Genomic DNA, 19,371 nt, shown 5'->3' with positions numbered 1-19,371 from the left:
AAGCGGCACCCGCATCTAGTATCAGGTGCCGCTTCAGGCGTATTTTAGCCCCACTTGAACTGCGGCGCAGCACCTCAACAGTGCACTGTCGTAAAACGAAGAGACAGCCACATCGATCCAAAGGGTGCTGTTGCAAACTTCAGGCGGAGAGCCGTGACGACCCAGTCTTCATCCTCTGATGCTCGCTGCGGGTCGGCGTTCTCAGGCAGCCTCGAACACCCGGCTGACGATCACCGCATCCGGGTTCGGTTGCCCGTAGGCAAACATCGCGCCCTGGCCTTTGCGCAATGAGTGCATCGCCTCCATCCCTTTCAACGTCCGATATGCAGATGTCCGGTTCTTAAACGCGCCTTTCGGCCCGAGGATCCGCTTCAGCCGACCATGGTCGCCTTCCAGGATGTTGTTGAGGTATTTCACCTGCCGGTGTTCCACTGTTGGCGGGCAGATTCCCTCTGACTTCAACTCGGCGATTGCCCTGGCTAGGGAGGGTGCCTTATCTGTATTAATCACCCGCGGGGACCCGGCCGACGCGTTCGCCCGCAGCGTCTTCGCCAGGAAACGCTTCGCTGCGGCCACGTTCCGCTTCGGAGAGAGGTAAAAGTCCAGGGTCTGGCCACCGGCGGTGATCGCCCGATAGAGATAGCACCACCTGCCGCCGACCCGGATATAGGTCTCATCCACCCGCCAGGAACTTAGCCTGCCAGTCAGGTACCTGCCGGTACCACCGTGTTTGCTTGTCCAGCTCAGGGGCGTATTTCTGGACCCAACGGTGAGAATCGTGGTGTGATCGACCGGCACGCCCCGCTGAAGTCATCATTTCTTCCAGGTCTTAGGTCAGCTCACCCCGTAGCGGCAGTACCACCGCACCACCCACAGAATGATGTCACGGGGGAAATGGCGACCCGAGAAGATGCCCATGGTTCTAATTATTTCACGCCGGTATTCCTACTGCCCCAACTTTGCAACAGCACCATCTGCAAGAGCACCAGAGGAATGCTGACCGGTTAACCGGGGCTGGCGCATTCGAAAAGGCGATACGCTAGGGTATGTCCAACGTACTGCAGATCGACGGTGCCCGCTCTGAGATGTGCCAGGAATACTCCATGGCGGAGGCTGGTCTGAACGAGACCGAGCACCTGGAACAGTGGATCGTCGACCATCCCGAGCTTATTGATGCGTCCATGATCATCGTGACCACCCAATTCAATCGCTGGGCCGCGAAAGAGGCCACCGCCACCGAACGCCTCGATGTCCTCGGCCTGGCCAGCGATGGCACGCTGGTCGTCATCGAGCTCAAGAGCGTGCGGGATAAATCCGTTCATCTGCAGGCCCTGACCTATGGAGCCCTGGTCTCGAGCTTCACTCTCAGACAGCTGGCAGAAGCACACGCAGCCTGGCTCAACAAGGATAAAACCGAGGATGCCGACACCGTCCGCCCCGAGCAGACGCTTGAGATCCTGCGGAATCACCTTGAACTGGAGCCGGAACAACCCGACCCCATCTTCGCGCTCCCGAAGATCGTCCTCGTGGCACCGAGTTTTCCCGCCCAGGTGCTCACCACCGTCCAATGGTTGCAGGAGATCACCCCGGAACTAACCATTGAATGCCACACGTACCGGATCATCAACGTGGCCACTAGGGACGACACCGAGGCAGCATCCTTCCAAAATCTGGTGGCCAGCTTCAACCGACTGTTCCCGGTTATGGACATCGACGCCTATCGCCTGCGTGCGCAGTCCCCGCGCATTCAGGAGGCTGTCGACCAGAAGATCCGAAAAGCGAACGTGGTGGACCTCATCCTGACCGGTGACCTCCTCCCCGATGGAGCGGCCCTGGCCTTCCACCCGGCGAGGGAACACCAGGGAAAGGCCAAGGCAGTCGAACGCTGGCTCGATGAGGACCCGAGCCGAAGGAAGTTCTCCTGGGATGCTGACTCCCCGAAGCCGTTTGTCTGGGGGTGCGAACCGGAGAAGCGCTGGAGCTCCGCCAAACTGGTCCAAGAGATCTTTACGCGGGCCGGGCAAGCAATCGACAGCCCCGGTACCCGTGCTTGGGCCTACGAAGGACGCAGCCTACCGGACATTGCCTACGGGCACGACTGAGTTTCCTCGAAGGGTGCTGTTGCAAAGTTGGGGCAGTAGGAAGATTGCGCCCGTATGGTCCAGCAACAGCAGACTCTTGAGACCGCGGCGACTGCTATGCACCTAGTGGAAACCAGTGCTCTTACCGGACAAGGAAGTGAAGCAGCAGTGTTCCTCCCGGAGCCGGATGCCTCCATTGACCCGGGGCCTCCGCGAGAAGACAAGACCCCTCTTGCCCGTTCATGGCAAGCGGTACAAGACAGTTTCAACGCCAGCATCGAAAAAGCCAGACACGACCCGGAGACCGCCCGCGACTTGTTCCGTTTCATGACCTACGGCCACACCGACGAGAAATCTCTTCACCGTGTCCGAGATACTTTTGCCCTGCTCAGTATTCCGCTGGAATTTCTGTCACATTAATCGTTTTTGGTAGCGTTCACGTGACATAGGTAAAATAACGCGTTAAGTGACAAAATTGGTTTTTTCGACCTCGCGCAACATTTTTCCGACGTGTGTCACGCAAACGATCGTTTACGTCACACGCATCGAAAAAATATCGTTGTCAGGGTCAGAAGGCGATTGCACAAACACGGCCTGGTCAGCAGGGCTGTGCACACGCCTTCTGACCACTATCTGGTCACTACCTGCGCGAACAAGACGACAAGTGTCAGAAGTCCCGTTCACCAACCCTCACCGCAGGCTGGGGTTCGAGGCGTCAGGGATGTCTGCGGCGGTGTGGGTCTCCACCGGCCGGGGTGGCAGGTGCCGGTAGAGACTGGAGCGAGTGATGCCGGTCTTCTCCACAATCTTGCTCATCGAGTACCCCTCATTGCGCAAGTGTGCTGCGTAGCGAAGCTTGTCCGGGTCCACCACACTGGGCCGGCCCACCCGCTTTCCCTTCGCCTCGGCCACTGCCCGGGCATGGGCCGCGCGCTCGACGGCGTAGGTGCGCTCCATCTGCCCGAACAGCGAGAGGATCACCACCGCCAACTGCGCCATCGGATCATTCGGGTTCGAGGAATCAACCTTGATGGGATCGGCCAGGGTGCGCACCCCGACCTCACGCTCCTGAAGGTCATGGATCAGGTTAAGAGTGTCCCGGACGGTGCGGCCCAGCCTGTCGAGGGTGTGAACGACGATGACATCACCCGCGCGGGCTTGCTCAAGGGCTTGCTGGAGTCCGGAGCGGTTGGTGGTGGATCCGGATTTCTTATCGACGTAGATGTATTTGTCCGCGATACCTTCTTTGCGTAACGCGTCGATCTGGCGGTCGAGGTCTTGTTTCGCGGTGGAAACCCGGGCGTAACCAATATCCATGACCCACAGCGTACCGGAAGTCTATTCTGCAGCAGGTTTCGTGAGTCAATTCGTTGGAATAGATTGTGGAACAGTTTCGTCCTGGGGCTATGTATTTTCACTTGGTTCCATTAAGGGTGTCCCACTTCCTTGGAAGTGGGACACCCTATGGGCGGCCGTGCAGACGACTTCTGAAAACGACACCCAGACCCCAGTCTGGCGTGGGATCAGTCCTTGTTCAAGGTTTCCATCCGCCATGGCATGTTTCCAGCGGTGGATAGATTTGGGATTGATGCCGTGTTCGATCAGGTACGTCGTTTTCGTGCCGTGGGGGCCGGAGAGATAGGCGATCACGTGCTCGCGTTTGTATTCCGGGGTCAGGTCCTGAGTGTCCTGGGATGGGATGGTCACTGTCATGGTTGTGGTCTCCTTACGTGGTTAACACCACTTCACAACTAGACTGGCAGAGAGGGGGGTACACCGATTGCTCACCCACGCTCACGCGCCGCCGGTAACTGTCCCTGCCTAACCACCTGAACCGAAGTCCTTCGGCCCGAGCTGACCTACCAGTTCGTGGAACAACTAGACGACGACGTGATCTGGGTATCATTCCTGCCCGAAAATTTTGGTGGTGCCCGCAGCAGAAAACAACCGATCACCGACGGACCATCGGCGGATCGAGGCTAAGTGTTGCATTTTCCCAACAGTCCGCCGAAGCCTTCGGTGGACTATGTGAGAGCTACCTTCCCTACCCAATACAAAACTCCCACTATCCCTAGGAGGAAGAATACTGTGTTCATCGCTCCATTGGCGTAGCAGAGTTTCAAGCAAAACTTGCCCTTCTCGATCGGGTAGAAGATTTGGATAGGCTGTTTGTTCAGTAGATCAAGGAGAACATGGGTGATGAACCCTGCGGCAAAGGCTGCCGTCAGTGGTGGGCACAGCAACCAGACTCCTGCGCTCAACGAGACAAGTCCGAGCAAAGAATGTGTGAATGTCCGATGCGATGTAAACCTACCGAATATAACCAGCGCAATCAGAATGGCAGAGCCTGCGATCAATCGCTGACTACTGCTTTGCAAGACAGAGCTAATAATTGGTCCTTGGGTGATCACATCCACAATGAGAAAAACCATGGTCAGCCCCAAGACAATCAAGCGCGCGTGTAAGGCATCTCGAAACTTGGAATTTGAGCGAACCTCCATGTCGGAAATGATTCCGCCAGTAGCTCCGCCGATGACCGCGACTGAGAATCCTTCGAGGGTAACAGGCTGAGTGACCAAGAAAGCGGTTGCAACCCCAACGCTGATGTGAGTTTTCCCCATCATGGCAGCTTCTCCCTGAAGTATTCATATTTTAGAATAGTCATGACCCCAGATTAGCCTGCGCCATCGCGTCGCCTGGGCGGGAGCAATTCGCCGCTGCGGGCCTTAGCCTGGATACACCGATGTGATTTAGGGGCGGCGTGGGAAAAGAGAAATGCCCCTCTGACATGGGATAATATGACTTGTCGAAGGTCTATATTCGCCATCCAGGACGTCATCTCTCAGGTGCAACTATCTCGCACTCCCGCAGCACTATCTATCTCATTCGATGATCCCACCCTCGTGTCGACCGCGGGGCCTGGTCCCGGTCATGCGCCTGGCCGACACTGCTGGCCTGTCGGCCCTGGCCCAATACCGGGTGACCATCGCAGGCGACAAAGGCGCGGAATGCCGGGGCGAAGATCCCCTCACTGGTCGCCAGCATGGTCGCCGGTGCCGACTCGATTGACGATATGGACCAGCTGCGCCACGGCGGCATGAACCGACTGTTTAGCCGGATCTACGCGCCCTCGACCCTGGGATCCTTCCTGGTGCTGTTGCAAACTTCAGGTGGAGAGCTGTGACGACCCAGTCTTTATCCTCTGATGCTCGCGGACCTGACCCCCGTTTGGTAGACACCTAACATCCCAACAATCTGGGACTGAAAGGTAATCTCCACACCATGCCAAGCAAGACCTACACCGAAGAGTTCAGACGCGATGCCGTCGCGCTCTACGAGAACTCCCCGGGCACCTCGCTCCAGACCATCGCCACTGATCTTGGGATCAACCGTGCCACCCTGCATAACTGGCTGAAAAAATACGGCACCGGTGCCCGCACCAAGATCAGCTCTAAGGATTCACCTTCCCCGGCCTCGGTGACGGAGGCTGAGCGCATTCGGCAGCTGGAACGAGAAAACGCCCGGTTACGCGAAGAGCGTGACATCCTGCGAAAGGCCGCTAAATATTTCGCGGAAGAGACGAACTGGTGATCCGCTTCCAGTTCGTTGACGACGCCCAGAAAAACCACTCGGTTAAGCGGATATGCGAGGTCCTGAAACTCAACAGGTCCTCCTATTACAAATGGAAAAACAGCAGCTCAACCCGCAGGAAACGACTCATATCCGACGTGATGCTCGGGGCTCGAGTCAAGACTGTCTTCACCGCCGAAAATGGTTGTTACGGTGCCAAGCGGATCACGGCTGAACTCAAAGACCAAATCGGCCATGACCCTGTGAATCACAAGCGGGTTGCCCGAATCATGCGCTCGTTGAAGCTGTTTGGCTACGACCGAAGAAACGCAAGGTCACCACCACCGTGTCCGATCAGAAGAAACCAGTGTTCCCTGATCTGGTGGTACGTCAAATTCACCGCCGACAAGCCGAACCAGGTTTACGTCGGGGACATCACCTACCTGCCGATTGCTGATGGATCGAATATGTACCTGGCTACAGTCATTGACTGTTATTCCCGCAGGTTGGTGGGCTTTTCTTGTCAGCAGATCACATGCGTACTTCCCTGGTGCAGGACGCTTTGCTCATGGCTAAGGGCCAGCGCGGAAGCCTGACGGGGGCGATCTTTCACTCGGATCACGGAAGTGTTTATACGTCGAATGCATTCCAGGACACCTGCAAAGATCTTGGAATTGAGGGCTGTCAATGGGATCAATCGGCACCAGTGCGGACAACGCGTTAGCGGAGTCTTTCAACGCTGCGATGAAGCGGGAAGTCCTCAAGGATTCCAAGACCTTCGAGAATCAATTGCGCTGCCGCCGGGATGTGTTCCGCTGGTGTACGTAGTTCACAACACGGTGCGCCGGCATTCCTGGTGTAGTTATCTCGCTCCTGCGGTGTTTGAGGAGCGCGGTTCTGTTATCCTGAGATCTGCTTCCTGATCAAATCCTCCGTGTCTACTATCCGGGGGTCGGGCCCAACAGCCAACGTACTACTATAAGCTTGGGCTTCAACTTTACGGGCGTTAAACATCTGGCCGATGAGTTCGTGGGTTGCTGTCCCTATACTTTGCGCCCAGTCTTCAATACGGTCCCGGTTCCACTTGGTGGCCAAGTCCTTATGTTTTTCCGGAACATGATCATCGAGTGTGGAATACCCCATGTTCGCAGGCATGATGGAATGAACAGCAATGGATTCGTTGTCAGCGAAGACCTCTAGATGATCATCGAAAACCTGAACATCAACGAACCTGCCGGCGTACTCCCAGGGCACAGAGTAGAAGTGCTTATTGACTCTGATGTGGTAGTTCATCCCTGCTTTTGCTCGCCGCCACGTGGACCACGACCACCGCGGCACTGGTTGGGTGTTGAGTGTGTGTTGCTCATCGGCGAGGAAGATCTCCCGTCGACTGGTGTCGGTGCCCCGAAAGCCTGTCCTGTCGTTGATCCAGTCCACCTGGGTGGTGATCGCGGTGTTGAGAGACTCGAAACTGTAGAATTCCCGGTCGTTTAAATATTCGATCACCCAGGTTTGGATGATGTCAACGGCCTTTTCCACATGGGCTTTATCCCGTGGCTTCAGCGGCCGGGCAGGGGTTATTCCGATGCCGAAATGTTGGCTGAATCGGAAATACTCCTCGTTGACGTCACGGACATGGACCCCCTTAAACAGCTGATTGGTGGCAGTAGAAGCGTTATCCGGTGTGACTTTGACTGGCCGTCCCCCGAAGTAGTCGAAGGCCTCCTGGTGACTTGATAGCCACGCCCGCATCTTCGTATCTGGTGTTGCCAGGGCAAAGACCATTCCTGAGTGCGGCAACGATGCCACGAAAATGGCTGCTTCAAAGCGTGCTCCGGTGATCGGATCGATGACCATCATGGAGTCCCCGGACCAGTCCACATACATCTCATCCCCAGGAAGGTGGGTGATCTGGGCGGTGAGATCATTGACATCGATGTAGTGGTCGTAGAGCTTGCAGAATTGCTTATACGTGTAGTGCTGTTGTCCCGGCCGCACGGGTTGTTGGCAGTACCGGTGATGTTCGACCTTGAGTGTTACTCGTTCACCGCGTCGTTGACGTGCGGCGATAGCAGCGAAATTCGGCGGGAGGAAGTCTTCTTCCTTGCGGTACCGGTTATCGGGGAATAACTCGGTTAGCTGGGGTGGTGAGAGAGACATGATCGCGGTGGTGTCGAACCCATGGGTTCGAATAGTTCGTGACGCCTTATCGATAGTTCGTCGCGAGCAGCCGAAGTCGTGGGTGATTGTGGTCCATGAATCACCGCGACTCAGGGCGAGCATGATGGCTTGGTAATCGGTGGCCATCAGCACTCCTTTCAGTAGGTAGCGCGGCTTGTGCGTTCGTGTGCCAAGCCGTCATCTACTACAGTGCCAACGAATATCACCCCCGGTACCCGATACGGCGATTGATCGGTACCCGATGCGGGATTACCGGTACCAAACGCCGACGCGCGTCATACGTATCCTCGCGGCCCGGGAAGTCTACCAGGGGAAATGAGAATTGATCCCCAGCGCTGGCTCGACCGTATACAAGCGCACCAGGAAGTCTACCAGGGGAAATGAGGTTAAACGACAAGCTTAGCTTTATTCCTCATCCTCCACAGGCGCGTCACCGGTGAAGCCGAAGGACCGCAGCTTCTGCCGGTCGGCCTCGGCGGTGGACTGGGTCAGACGCAGCAGTTCGGCGTAGATGCCACCAGAGACAGCCAGCTGGGCGGGGGAGCCGATCTCATCGACCCGGCCGTCGCGGATGGTCACGATGGTGTCCACGTCCGCGATGGTGGAGAGCCTGTGCGCGATCATCAAGGTGGTGCGGTTGGCCATGAGCTGCTCCAGGCCTTCCTGGACGGCACGTTCAGACTTGGTGTCCAGGGCGGAGGTTGCTTCGTCCAGCACCAGCACCGGGGCATCCTTGAGCATCGCGCGGGCCACCGCCACACGTTGCTTCTGGCCTCCGGAAAGTTTGAGGCCGCGTTCGCCGATCACGGTGTCATAGCCCTGGGGGAAGGCTTCGATGAACTCGTGCGCATTGGCTTTCTTGGATACCTCCACGATTTCGTCCATGCTGGCGCCGGGTCGGCCGTAGGCGATGTTTTCTGCGATTGATCCGGAGAACAAACTCGCGTCCTGGAAGACCACCCCCACTGAGGCGCGGAGCTTCTCGGCGGTCAGTGACTTAACATCCTCCCCGCACACGGACATGGAACCGGCACTGGGCTCATAGAGTCCCAAAAGGAGATTGACCAAGGTGGATTTTCCGCCACCGGATTCACCCACCAGGGCGATGCGTTCACCATGCCTGGCCTCGATGGTGACATCCTTGATCACCGGTTTGCCCTCCTCGTAGGCGAAGGTGACGTTCTCAAACTTCAGGGCAGACTCGGCAGCAGTCAGCGGCGTAGGTACGGCCAATGTCAGTGATGGGGTTTCCGAGGTGGCAGTGACCTTGACCAGTTCCTTGTTGGCGGTGGGTTCTACCTCCTCGGACATGACGGCGAAGTAGTCCCGGGAGCCGGCGATGGCGCGCTGTGCGGCGTCCACGATGAAGCTCATCATGAACACCGGCTGTTTGGCCATGTTCACCAACTGGATGAGCATGACCATGTCACCCAGGCTGAAGTGCCCGTTCAGGGTGCGGGAGAAGAGCAGCAGATAGATCCCCAAGAAGATGAGGTTCAGGGCCGCTCCGCGCAGGAAATCCATGCGGTGCCACCACTGGGACTGGGGGCGGGCAACGGAAACCACCGTGCCATAACGGCCGCCGAAGTCATCTAATTCACGGGTTTCAGCGACGAAGCTTTTGACCACTTTCATCTGGCCGACCACCTCAGCGAAGCGACCGTTGGCCAGGTCAATCTGTGCGTTCTTCTCCCGTTCCCACTTCTGCCAGCGCACCGAGGTCAGCGCCGTGACCCACATGTAGATGGGGAAGAGGAGTGCTAGGAGAATGGTCAGCGGCCAGTAGTAGATCGCCGTGATGATCAACACCGCCACCATGGTGATGAGCATGGGGAAGAAGTTGTTGGAGAACCCCTTCATGAACTGGGTGATGCCCGTGATTGAGCGGTCCAGGCGGGCAATGATGGTGCCGGTGACCTGGTTATCGAAGTACTTCTGGGGCAGTGCCAGCAGTTTGGCGTAGTAGCGGGTGGAGAGGATCTGCCGCATGCGCTCGGACATGATGTCGCCGAAATAACCACCCACGTTGGACATCAATGTGTTGAAGATATCCGCCACAAACAGGATGACCGCCAGGATGACGATGGTCTGGGTTACAGACGCAACGGTCACCTCACCGCTGACCGCGGAGACGATCGTGTCGGTGGCCTCGCGGAGAATGAACGGGGAGACCAGGGACAGGCCGGCGACCACGATGGAGGCCAGTACGATGCCGAGGTAGTAGGGCCAGAGGGCGGACGTGGTTTTGAGGATTCGTCCAAGCAATCGCATGAGAGTGGGGTGGCCTTCTTGTTTTGAGATTGATCAAAGAGATGACCTCATTGTTTATCACAGACCCGGGGATCTCAACACCGCCACCCCGCAACGCCGCACGCCCGGGAGGGGGACCTCCCGGGCGTCGATAAGCGCAGTGTTTCTAGTCGCGCGTTGAAGCGTCCGCGACGGTGCGGTAGAGGGGATGATCGCGCAGCGTCTCGATGGTGATGGGGGTGCCATCGTTATCGCAGAGTGGGACGCACCAGTTGGGGTACATATCGCGGGTGGTGCCTGGCTGGTTCTGGGCACGCTTGTCACCGACCATGTCCACCAGGGATACACAGGTCAAAGCGGACGGGGTGCCGGCCACGAAACGGTGCAGGCCTTCGAGCAGCCCGGCGAGCTCGCCGCGGTTGGTACGGGCCAGGCCAACGAAGCTGCCACCCTCGGGCCGTTCCAGGATACCGTCATCGGCCAGGACATCGAGGATCTCTGCCTGCCACTGCAGATCCTCTGCGTCCTCAACGGAGGCGTCGCGGGTGAGCACACCGAGGCGGTCGCGCAGTTCGATGTGCTCGCCGGCGAGATAACCGGCGGTGGGTGGGAGGTCATGCGTGGTCACAGAAGTCAGCGCCAAGGGGCGGTACTCCTGCTGACGGCGGGGGCCTGGCTGGCTGGGGGAGTGCTCGAACCAGAGGATGGAGGTGCCCATGATGCCGCGGCTGGCCAGGACATCCTGCACCCATGGCTCGAAGGTACCCAGATCCTCGCCGATGACCACGGCATCGGCAAGCTCAGCCTCAAGTGCGAGGATGCCCACGAGCGCATCGTGGTCGAACTTGAGATAGGTGCCGGTGGCGGGGGACTGCATGCGCGGCATCACGAAAAGACGGAACAATCCCAGGATATGATCCACCCGGATGCCACCGGAGTGGCGCAGAACCGTGCGCAGCAGGTTACGCCAGGGGAGGTAACCTGCCTCCGCCAGGTAGGTCGGATTCCATGGTGGCTGGGACCAGTCCTGGCCCTGCTGGTTGTAACCGTCCGGTGGCGCACCCACGGAAATATCCGGGGCAAGCACATGGGCGAGGTTCTGGGAATCCGCGCCGCCCGGGTGCACACCCACAGCCAGGTCGGCCATGATGCCGATGGACATACCTGCATCCACCGCACGCTTCTGCGCGGCGGCCAGCTGCTCATCACACAGCCACTGCAACCACATGTAGAAGGTGGTCAGTTCATCACGGTCCGGTTCCTGGCGGTGCGCGGAAGCGACCTGGGAGATCTCACGATCAGCACACCAGGTGGCGAAATCGACCAGGCCCCGGCCCTCGCGCTCGACATAATCGTTAAAGGCCTGCTCACGCTCAGCGGTGCGCTTAACGCCGAAGATCTCATGCAGGACCTGCAACTTCGCCTCGAAGATGGGATTGCGTTCGATGATGTCTGCGCTGTAATTCAGCTCGCGGAACTCATCGGCGATCTCTGCGACATCATCACGCAGCTCCACATCCAACTGGTTGAACTCCGGCACATCCTCCACGCGGATGTAGATCGGGTTGATGAACCGACGGGTGGTGGGCAGGTAGGGGGAATCCTCCGTCGGCGGTAGCGGCTCAGCCGCATGCATCGGGTTGATGAGGAGGAAATCTGAGCCATCCTTGGCCAAGACGGATGCGAGATTGCCCAGATCGTTGAAATCGCCCATGCTCCAGGACAGGTTGGAACGCACTGAATAAATCTGAGCCATCACACCCATGCGTGGTGATTCCAGGTACTTATCCGCGGTGGACAGACGCGCCGGCGTGATAATCAAGCCACACGTGGCCTGCTGATCCCCTGCATCCAGGTGGATCTGGTGCCATCCGAGCGGGAGATCCGCAGGCAGTTTGAAACTCGCCTCGCCCCAGGTCACCCCATCCACATCACGTGGCTGGGTCCAGTTATCCACCTGCTGAGCCTCATGGCGTTCACCCGAATCCAGTTCAATGGTCACCGCAGCCGGTGAGCCATCATGCACATGAACCGGGAACACCACCTGATCACCCTGCACAGCCACCACACATGGGGGCAGCGGACGGGAGAATTCGCGGTCATGGAAGCGGTCAATGGCGGCGGTGAGCACCTCATCCGAGGGCTCACCCTCACCCAGATCCCCCTCACCCAGATCAACATCAAGGGAGCGCAGAACCTTGATCAGCGTATCCTCGCTGACCTCAATGTTTGCACCGCGATAGTCAGTGTAGGAGGTGGAGATTCCGTAGAATCCGGCCAGTTCTTTTAAAGGTCCTCGAGCAGTCACAAATCAACATCATGCCACTGAACAGCACTCCCGACAGCGTAACTGGATTGAAATCATTGAAGGGGTGAAAACTGAGGTGGTCTCCAGGGTATGTTCATTCCCGTTTCGCGCCTGGTTTCTGTCTGGTTTGTGTCTGGCTTGTGTCTGGTTTGTGTCTGGTTTGTGTCACGAAATCAGATGAGCGGGTAGATTTGTAAGCAAACTTTCAGGTGGTTTTTCGGTGCCTCCCCAGCCAGGTGCGTCTCATGGACGGGATTGGTGAAGGCTGGCGCGGCTGTGCTCCCGTGGTCGAGAGCGTGATCGTGTTGCCGGGGGTATGTCGGGAAACTTCTACTGCACCACCATTGAAACACCGGTCTGCTGCCAGCCGATAGGCTCGAGAGCACCAATAATTAAGGAATCAACCCCAACGCAACATGGAAGGCGGGAACCTCTGATGACTTCAGCGTCCAAGCCCAAGGAATTCTCGGTCAAGGCGGAGTACACGATCGGTAAGAATGAGACCTGCCTGACCGCATTGATTGATCAGGTCAAGGCCCGCCCCTACGGCGTGCTTTTCTCACGTCCCGCCAACTTTGAGTGGGTCAATGTCACCGCCCAGGAATTCCTGGATGAAGTCTTCGAGGTAGCCAAGGGCATCATCTCCGTGGGTGTGGAGCAGGGCGACCGCGTGGCCCTGCTGGCCAACACCCGTTATGAATGGTCCGTCCTGGATTTCGCCATCTGGGCTGCCGGTGCGGCCAGTGTGCCCATCTACAGCTCGTCCTCGCTTTCCCAGGTTCAGTGGATCATCGAGGATTCCGGTGCGGTCCTGGCCATCACCGAGACCGCTGACCACACCGATCTGATGAAGCATCTGGTTCTCGGTGAGGACGGAACCCCGGCGCTCAAGGGATCCAACTCTCAGCTGCGACGCATCCTGGAGATCAATTCCTCTGCCATGGAAACCTTGAAATTCGAGGGACGTGGGCTGGCTGATGAGCTTGTCTGGGACCGCATCAACTCCACCGAATCCTCTGATCTGGCGTCGCTTGTGTACACCTCCGGCACCACCGGGCGCCCGAAGGGATGCGAACTCACCCACCACAACTGGCTTTCTGAGGCACGTTCCCTGCTCAGTCATCCTGTTGGTGCCATCGCGGTGCCGGGCACCCGCATGCTCACCTTCCTGCCACTGGCGCACGTGCTGGCCCGCGCGGTATCCCTGGCTTTCACCATTGGTGGTGCCACCCAGTCCCACTGGTCAGATTTCTCCACCCTCGCACTGGAGCTGCAGCGTGCACGCCCGAACCTGATTCTCGGTGTACCACGAGTCTTTGAAAAGGTCCGCAACTCCGCCGCAGCCAACGCCTCAGACGGTGGTCCGGTGAAGGCGGCACTGTTCGCACGCGCTGAGAAGGCGGCCATCGACTACTCCCGTGCGATGGACACCGAGGAAGGCCCCGGTCGTGCTCTGCGTGCTGCCCACAAGGTCTTTGACAAGCTGATCTATACCAAGATCCGGGCTGCCGTGGGCGACTCCGTTGCCTACGCGGTGACCGGTGGCTCCGCCATGGGCCACGAACTCCTGCACTTCTACCGTGGCATCGGCATCCCGATCTATGAGGGATACGGACTCACCGAGACCGCCGCCGCCTCTGCCATTGACTTCGATGACCAGAAGATCGGCACTGTGGGCAAGCCACTGCCCGGCATGACCATCCGAATCAATGATGACGGAGAGATCCTGCTCAAGGGCGAGATGATGTTCCGCGGTTATTGGAACAATCCGGAGGCCACCGCTGAATCAGTGGTGGACGGCTGGTTCAACACCGGCGACCTGGGTGAGCTTCTGGATTCCGGCCATCTAGTGATCACAGGCCGGAAGAAGGATCTCATCGTCACCGCCGGTGGCAAGAATGTTTCACCAGGACCGATGGAGGACATCGTCCGCGCCCACCCACTGGTCAGCCAGGCCATGGTGGTCGGCGACGGCAAGCCATTCGTGGGCCTTCTGGTCACCCTGGATCCAGATTCCCTCAAGCGGTGGAAACTCAACCGGAACATCCCGGAATCACGCACCATCGAGGAACTGGCCACCGATCCCGCCCTCCGCGCCGAGGTCCAGGACGCCATCAACAACGCCAACGCCACCGTCTCCCATTCCGAGGCGATCAAGCGATTCTTCATCCTTGACCGTGACCTCACCGAGGAAGATGATGAGCTCACGCCTACCCTGAAGGTCAAGCGCAATGTGGTGCACCGCCGTTACGCCGACGCCATTGAACACATCTACCGACGGAAATAAACGGAGAAACACGTGGAAGATATTCAGTTCGACTGGGATGGTGCCGCCTGGCAGCGTTCCGAGGTGGGTTCGGAGCCTGAGGGTTTCGCACTCGGAGTGATGGATGAGTTCGCCTATATCGCCGCCACAGGTTCGGAGGGGGATGAGGAGTTTTTCACCCTCGGTTCCAATCCCGGCCTGGCGTTCGGTGATCCCGAATGGCTCTTTGCCCAGGACAACCCCGCTTATGTCGTGGAATGCCTGGGACTGCCCGCAGACCGGGAGCCTGCGGTGACCAAGGTGGTGGATAAGTATCTGTCCAGGCTGGATGATACTGACGCCCGAGGCGAGCCCGCAGAGATCCTGAGCGCCTTGGTGTCCGCCATGGGCCTGCCACCACTACCCAGGTAGAAAGCACAGGAGACCCATCCTCAGGCCCGTCGGTCACACTGGAGTTGGTGCAGTGCCGGCGGGCCTCGTTGTGTCACGGCGCGGTGTTGATCGGGGAGCAGCCCTGGGTTCTCATCTGGGGTCCGCTCGGGGTTGCGCACATGGATCAACCTGGGGGTCAGTCGCAGGTGTAAGTGGCGGCCTGAGAACCGCTCGGGGGATGGACGACACGCGGTGCGGGGGTGTGTCGGCGTGCCTAACGGGAATTCCAAGCCAATTCACATAGAGTCGAAACCCGTTGGACAAACTCTCAAGTGTTACTTGAGGGTCACGTGTGATTCCTGAGGCTGAATGTAAGAAAGGATGTGTGCTGGAGAGCATGAGCACTTCCACCGCGCAACTGCGTCACCGCGAACTCACCCAGGAGATCTACAATATCGGTGATGAGGTTGCCGAGTATATCGAACACCTCATGGAGGCGATCTCTGACTGGGATGCCGAACTGGTCGATGACTGCCTCGCGGAGTTCGAGGAGATCGTCGCAGAGGCCCGCAACGATTCCCGGGCGGTGGTCGCTGAGCTCTCCGGCCTCCGTCACGCTCTGACCTCCGGACTGCGTCAGGGAACGGTCAGTGTGAGGTCTGCTGTTCTGGTCAGCGTCACCCAGCCGGAACGTATCACCGCCACAGATTTGGAGCGGCTGTTTCCCATCGAGGATCTGGTGATGGTCCCGGAGATGGCTGCCGCCCTTGGTGCGCGGACCGAAGGTGTGGTCAAGCACTTGGAGCAGGTGGTGGACTGGGTGCTCATGCAGACCGCCGGTGTGGCTGAGGATCTGGATTCGGTATCACTGCCCATGGTGTACGGACGTGTCGCCGATGATGTGTGCACCTCCACCCGCGCCTGGCTAAATACGGTTGCTGATGCCCACCCTGATTATGTACGGACCATGCGCGGCACCAACCCACCCGGTTTCCTCCTGGAGCGTGCCCGCATCGATGCCATCGTGAACCGTGTTGCGGAAAAGCTGGAGCTGAAGCGCGGGCAGGTTTCCTAACCGTCCGACGCCCCTCACTTCACTGGCGCAACTGGCAGACACCCCACCGCACGGTCGGGAGGCTCATGCCGGCTATAAACAGCAAAACCTGGAGTTCTGTGAGCGTCATCCTGGCTGTATGCAGATTTGAAGCGTGCAGAACTCCAAGATTTACTCTTCGCAGGCCCCTCATGATGCAAGCCAACCAGCACTCAGCGGCACAACAGTGGACCGACCAGCACAGCTGCTGCCACTGCCACTAACACCCAGTCAGTGGGGGATTATTCCTCGAAGAGGAACGCCATGAACGGCAACTGCGGGAGCCTGAAGGCAATGTTGGAGATCAGGCTGAATAGTGGGGAGGAATTCTCAACCGGATCCATCTTGGGGCGGGAGTATTCCACCGACACGGTGAAGGTATCAACAGGCTCATCACCATCGAGGACGGTGAATACCGGGGCCACCTTGGCGGCGGCGGAAAAATTCTGGGGAACCGAGACCACGATGGACTGATCAGACAGCACGGTGGTGCGGAATGACTGGAATGGTGCAGATACCTCGACCTGGAGATCATCGAAGGTACGGTCGCCCTCGAAGTTCACGCGGATGGTTTCTCCACGCTGGGCTTCCAGATCAGGCCAGTAGTCCTGGTCATCGCCGTTATCTGCGGAATCACTGTGAGCCGCGGTGGTGGAGGAGTCAGCGGTGGTGGTGGGTGATGTGGGCACAGCATCAGCAACCGCGGTTGCGGATACGGTTGCGGAGACAGCCACGGTGGAGGCGCTGGTGCCAGGGGCGACGGTGGCGGTGGCGACAGGGGTTTCCTGCGCAGCGCAGGGGGTCATGCCCACCAGCAGAGCTGTTGTCAGCGCTGCGATTACCGTCATCCGTTTCATAGTCTGCACTCTACTACTTTCGTGGCAAAAGGGTATAGCCAACCTTGGTTAAAGCTGAAAATTCTGCTGAAGATACCCCACGCACTACTGTTGGGTGCTATGTCAGTATTCCGCTCAGTCTTCGGTGTCTATGTCCATGTTCCGTTCTGCTCCACACGGTGCGGATACTGCGATTTCAACACCTATACCGCGGGTGAGCTGGGAAGCACCGCGGGGCCGGATACCTACCTGGATGCCCTGGAGGTTGAGTTGGAGATGGCTGTGGCCAAGCTCACCGAGGCTAAAAGCCAGGATTCCAGCCATCCGGGGCCCCGCCCGGCGGATACCGTATTCATCGGCGGGGGCACCCCCTCCCTGATCGGTGCGGATGGATTGGGCCGCGTGCTCACCGGAATCCGTAATACCTTCGGACTGGCACCGGATGCGGAGATCACCACCGAATCCAACCCGGAATCCACCTCGCCGGAGTTTTTCGATGCACTGCGGGAGTCCGGATACAACCGGATCTCGCTGGGGATGCAGTCGGCGTCGTCAAGCGTTTTGCGTGTGCTGGACCGCACGCACACCCCGGGCCGCCCGGTGGCGGCGGCCAGGGAAGCCCGCGCGGCGGGGTTCGAGCATGTCAACCTGGACATGATCTACGGCACCCCGACCGAGACCGATGATGATGTGCGCAAGACCCTCGATGCCGTGCTGGACGCCGATGTGGATCATGTCTCGGCGTATTCGCTCATCGTGGAGGACGGCACCGCCATGGCGCGCAAGGTGCGTCGCGGGGAGCTGCCGGCCCCTGATGATGATGTCTACGCCGACCGCTATGAGCTGATTGATGCCCGCCTGCGTGCGAATGGTTTTGACTGGTATGAGGTGTCCAACTGGGCGAAACCCGGCGGGGAGTGCCGCCACAACATGGGGTACTGGGTGGACGGTGACTGGTGGGGTGCCGGCCCCGGCGCGCACTCCCACATCGGGGATCACCGCTTCTTCAACGTCAAGCACCCGGCCAGGTACTCAGCGCAGATCGCCACCGGTGAGCTGCCCATCATGGAGACCGAGACTCTCGCGCAGGCCGATCACCACACCGAACGTGTCATGCTGGGTCTGCGTCTCAAGCAGGGGCTGCCGGCGGATATCTTCAGCGCGGCGGCGCACCGCGAGATCGACCGCCACATTGACCTGGGTCTCCTGCACCGCGTAGGCCCCAACGTTGCGGTCACCGATTCCGGCCGCCTGCTTGCCGACGGCATCATCACCGACATCCTTCTCGCCGAAGACACTGCTGAAGACTCAGCCGAAGACACTGCTGAGGGTGCCGGAGAAACCCAGTAAGGTGACTGTCATGGTCAGTGCAACGGAGAAACGCAGATATGAGGTTTTGCGCGCCATCGTCGCCGATTACATCGCGTCCCAGGAACCGGTGGGATCCAAGGCGCTGCTGGAACGACACAAACTCAATGTCAGTTCTGCGACGATCCGCAATGACATGTCAGTGCTTGAATCAGACGGTTATATCGTCCAGGAACATGCCAGCTCAGGGCGGGTACCCACGGAGAAGGGCTACCGCGTCTTCGTGGATTCCATCCATGACATCAAGCCGTTATCCCTGGCGGAGCGTCGCGCCATCCTGGGGTTCCTCGAAGGGGGAGTGGACCTGGAGGATGTGCTGCGCCGCTCAGTCCAGCTCCTATCCCAACTGACCCATCAGGCCGCCGTGGTGCAGTTACCCACCTTGAAGACATCCCGGGTGAAGCACTGCGAGGTGGTGCCGTTGTCCCCGATGCGTCTGTTGCTGGTGCTCATCACCGACACCGGCCGGGTGGATCAGCGCAATGTGGAATTGGATGAGCCCTTGGAACCCGCCAAGGTCACCGTGCTCAAGGATCTACTCAATGGTGCGCTCGCGGAGAAGACCCTCACCGAGGCCTCTGAGGCACTGCAGGAACTCGCACGCAAGGCCCCCTCCGATATTCGCAGCACCATGGAACGCTGCAGCGGTGTGCTGGTGGCAACCCTGGTGGAACAACCCTCGGACCGTTTGATCCTGGCGGGTGCCAGCCACCTGACCCGCCTGCCCCGTGAGGCCCCGGCGAGTGTGCCGATGGTGCTGGAGGCACTGGAGGAACAGGTGGTCATGCTCAAGCTGTTGTCCAATGTCACTGATCTCAACCACGTGACCGTGCACATCGGTGAGGAAAATGAGGACGTGGAGCTGCGCAGCGCGTCGGTGGTGACCACCGGCTACGGATCCTCCGGCACCACCCTCGGTGGCCTGGGAGTGGTGGGCCCCACATACATGGACTACCCGGGAACAATTTCCAAGGTGTCCGCTGTTGCTAAATATGTCGGCCGGGTTCTGGCGGGCGAATAAGCCCGCTATACTAGGCCATTTGTTC

At 58.9% G+C, this 19,371-nt stretch carries 15 protein-coding genes and 2 pseudogenes; 9 read left to right on the top strand and 8 right to left on the bottom strand.

What is annotated here, in order from left to right:
- Positions 1-201: 201 nt before the first annotated feature.
- On the bottom strand, positions 202-798 hold the full coding sequence (locus CFAEC_RS09930; protein ID WP_290276471.1) for an IS6 family transposase: 597 nt from the start codon (positions 796-798) through the stop codon (positions 202-204).
- 248 nt (positions 799-1,046) lie between these two features.
- Here CFAEC_RS09930 and CFAEC_RS09925 point away from each other — a divergent pair, with 248 nt between their 5' ends.
- Both CFAEC_RS09925 and CFAEC_RS09920 read left to right on the top strand, forming a co-directional pair.
- Positions 1,047-2,102, top strand: a complete 1,056-nt coding sequence (locus CFAEC_RS09925) for a PDDEXK family nuclease (protein ID WP_290276469.1) — start codon at positions 1,047-1,049, stop codon at positions 2,100-2,102.
- Positions 2,103-2,156: 54 nt separating this feature from the next.
- Positions 2,157-2,501, top strand: coding sequence for a hypothetical protein (locus tag CFAEC_RS09920; RefSeq protein ID WP_290276467.1), 345 nt, complete (start codon positions 2,157-2,159; stop codon positions 2,499-2,501).
- A gap of 270 nt (positions 2,502-2,771) precedes the next feature.
- On the opposite strand, the gene CFAEC_RS09915 is transcribed toward CFAEC_RS09920, so the two are convergent.
- The 3 genes from CFAEC_RS09915 to CFAEC_RS09905 form a co-directional block, all read right to left on the bottom strand.
- A complete protein-coding gene (locus CFAEC_RS09915) occupies positions 2,772-3,398 on the bottom strand; it encodes a recombinase family protein (protein WP_290276465.1) in 627 nt (208 codons plus the stop codon).
- 87 nt (positions 3,399-3,485) lie between these two features.
- Entirely contained in the window at positions 3,486-3,794 is a 309-nt protein-coding gene (locus tag CFAEC_RS09910) for a hypothetical protein (protein ID WP_290276463.1), read from the bottom strand.
- Positions 3,795-4,105: 311 nt separating this feature from the next.
- Complete coding sequence (locus CFAEC_RS09905; RefSeq protein ID WP_290276461.1) at positions 4,106-4,705, bottom strand: metal-dependent hydrolase; 600 nt, start codon at positions 4,703-4,705, stop codon at positions 4,106-4,108.
- 222 nt (positions 4,706-4,927) lie between these two features.
- On the opposite strand from CFAEC_RS09905, the pseudogene CFAEC_RS09900 reads away from it, so the two are divergent.
- Both CFAEC_RS09900 and CFAEC_RS09895 read left to right on the top strand, forming a co-directional pair.
- Positions 4,928-5,232 (top strand): annotated as a pseudogene (locus tag CFAEC_RS09900) (IS1380 family transposase); the annotation flags it as partial.
- Positions 5,233-5,363: 131 nt separating this feature from the next.
- A pseudogene (locus CFAEC_RS09895) lies at positions 5,364-6,574 on the top strand (IS3 family transposase).
- On the opposite strand, the gene istA reads toward CFAEC_RS09895, so the two are convergent.
- The 3 genes from istA to malQ all read right to left on the bottom strand — a co-directional run bounded on the left by istA (position 6,552) and on the right by malQ (position 12,390).
- The gene (istA, locus tag CFAEC_RS09890) at positions 6,552-7,958 is read right to left on the bottom strand and encodes an IS21 family transposase (protein WP_290276459.1); all 1,407 of its coding nucleotides are present in this window, start codon (positions 7,956-7,958) and stop codon (positions 6,552-6,554) included. The pseudogene CFAEC_RS09895 and the gene istA overlap by 23 nt on opposite strands.
- A 279-nt stretch (positions 7,959-8,237) precedes the next feature.
- A complete protein-coding gene (locus CFAEC_RS09885; RefSeq protein ID WP_290276457.1) occupies positions 8,238-10,103 on the bottom strand; it encodes an ABC transporter ATP-binding protein in 1,866 nt (621 codons plus the stop codon).
- A 145-nt stretch (positions 10,104-10,248) separates the two neighbouring features.
- Entirely contained in the window at positions 10,249-12,390 is a 2,142-nt protein-coding gene (malQ, locus tag CFAEC_RS09880) for a 4-alpha-glucanotransferase (protein WP_290276455.1), read from the bottom strand.
- Positions 12,391-12,826: 436 nt separating this feature from the next.
- On the opposite strand from malQ, the gene CFAEC_RS09875 reads away from it, so the two are divergent.
- The 3 genes from CFAEC_RS09875 to CFAEC_RS09865 all read left to right on the top strand — a co-directional run bounded on the left by CFAEC_RS09875 (position 12,827) and on the right by CFAEC_RS09865 (position 16,103).
- The gene (locus tag CFAEC_RS09875; protein ID WP_290276453.1) at positions 12,827-14,677 is read left to right on the top strand and encodes an AMP-dependent synthetase/ligase; all 1,851 of its coding nucleotides are present in this window, start codon (positions 12,827-12,829) and stop codon (positions 14,675-14,677) included.
- A gap of 12 nt (positions 14,678-14,689) precedes the next feature.
- Positions 14,690-15,067, top strand: coding sequence for a hypothetical protein (locus CFAEC_RS09870; protein ID WP_290276451.1), 378 nt, complete (start codon positions 14,690-14,692; stop codon positions 15,065-15,067).
- 358 nt (positions 15,068-15,425) lie between these two features.
- Positions 15,426-16,103 (top strand): hypothetical protein, encoded by a 678-nt coding sequence (locus tag CFAEC_RS09865; protein WP_290276448.1) that lies wholly within the window; start codon positions 15,426-15,428, stop codon positions 16,101-16,103.
- Between the two features lie 260 nt (positions 16,104-16,363).
- Here the strand turns inward: CFAEC_RS09865 and CFAEC_RS09860 are convergent, their stop codons facing one another.
- Positions 16,364-16,978: a hypothetical protein gene (locus tag CFAEC_RS09860; protein ID WP_290276446.1), complete on the bottom strand. Its 615-nt coding sequence runs from the start codon at positions 16,976-16,978 to the stop codon at positions 16,364-16,366.
- A 99-nt stretch (positions 16,979-17,077) separates the two neighbouring features.
- Between CFAEC_RS09860 and hemW the strand changes: the two genes are divergently transcribed.
- Both hemW and hrcA read left to right on the top strand, forming a co-directional pair.
- Positions 17,078-18,307, top strand: coding sequence for a radical SAM family heme chaperone HemW (gene hemW, locus CFAEC_RS09855; RefSeq protein WP_290276444.1), 1,230 nt, complete (start codon positions 17,078-17,080; stop codon positions 18,305-18,307).
- Positions 18,308-18,317: 10 nt separating this feature from the next.
- Positions 18,318-19,346 carry a heat-inducible transcriptional repressor HrcA gene (gene hrcA / locus CFAEC_RS09850; RefSeq protein ID WP_290276442.1) on the top strand — a complete coding sequence of 343 codons (1,029 nt, stop codon included), beginning with the start codon at positions 18,318-18,320 and terminating at the stop codon, positions 19,344-19,346.
- Positions 19,347-19,371 lie beyond the last annotated feature (25 nt).

The sequence above is a fragment of the Corynebacterium faecale genome, assembly GCF_030408735.1.
Taxonomy (GTDB): domain Bacteria; phylum Actinomycetota; class Actinomycetes; order Mycobacteriales; family Mycobacteriaceae; genus Corynebacterium; species Corynebacterium faecale.
This window is presented reverse-complemented; position numbering and strand designations above follow the sequence as displayed.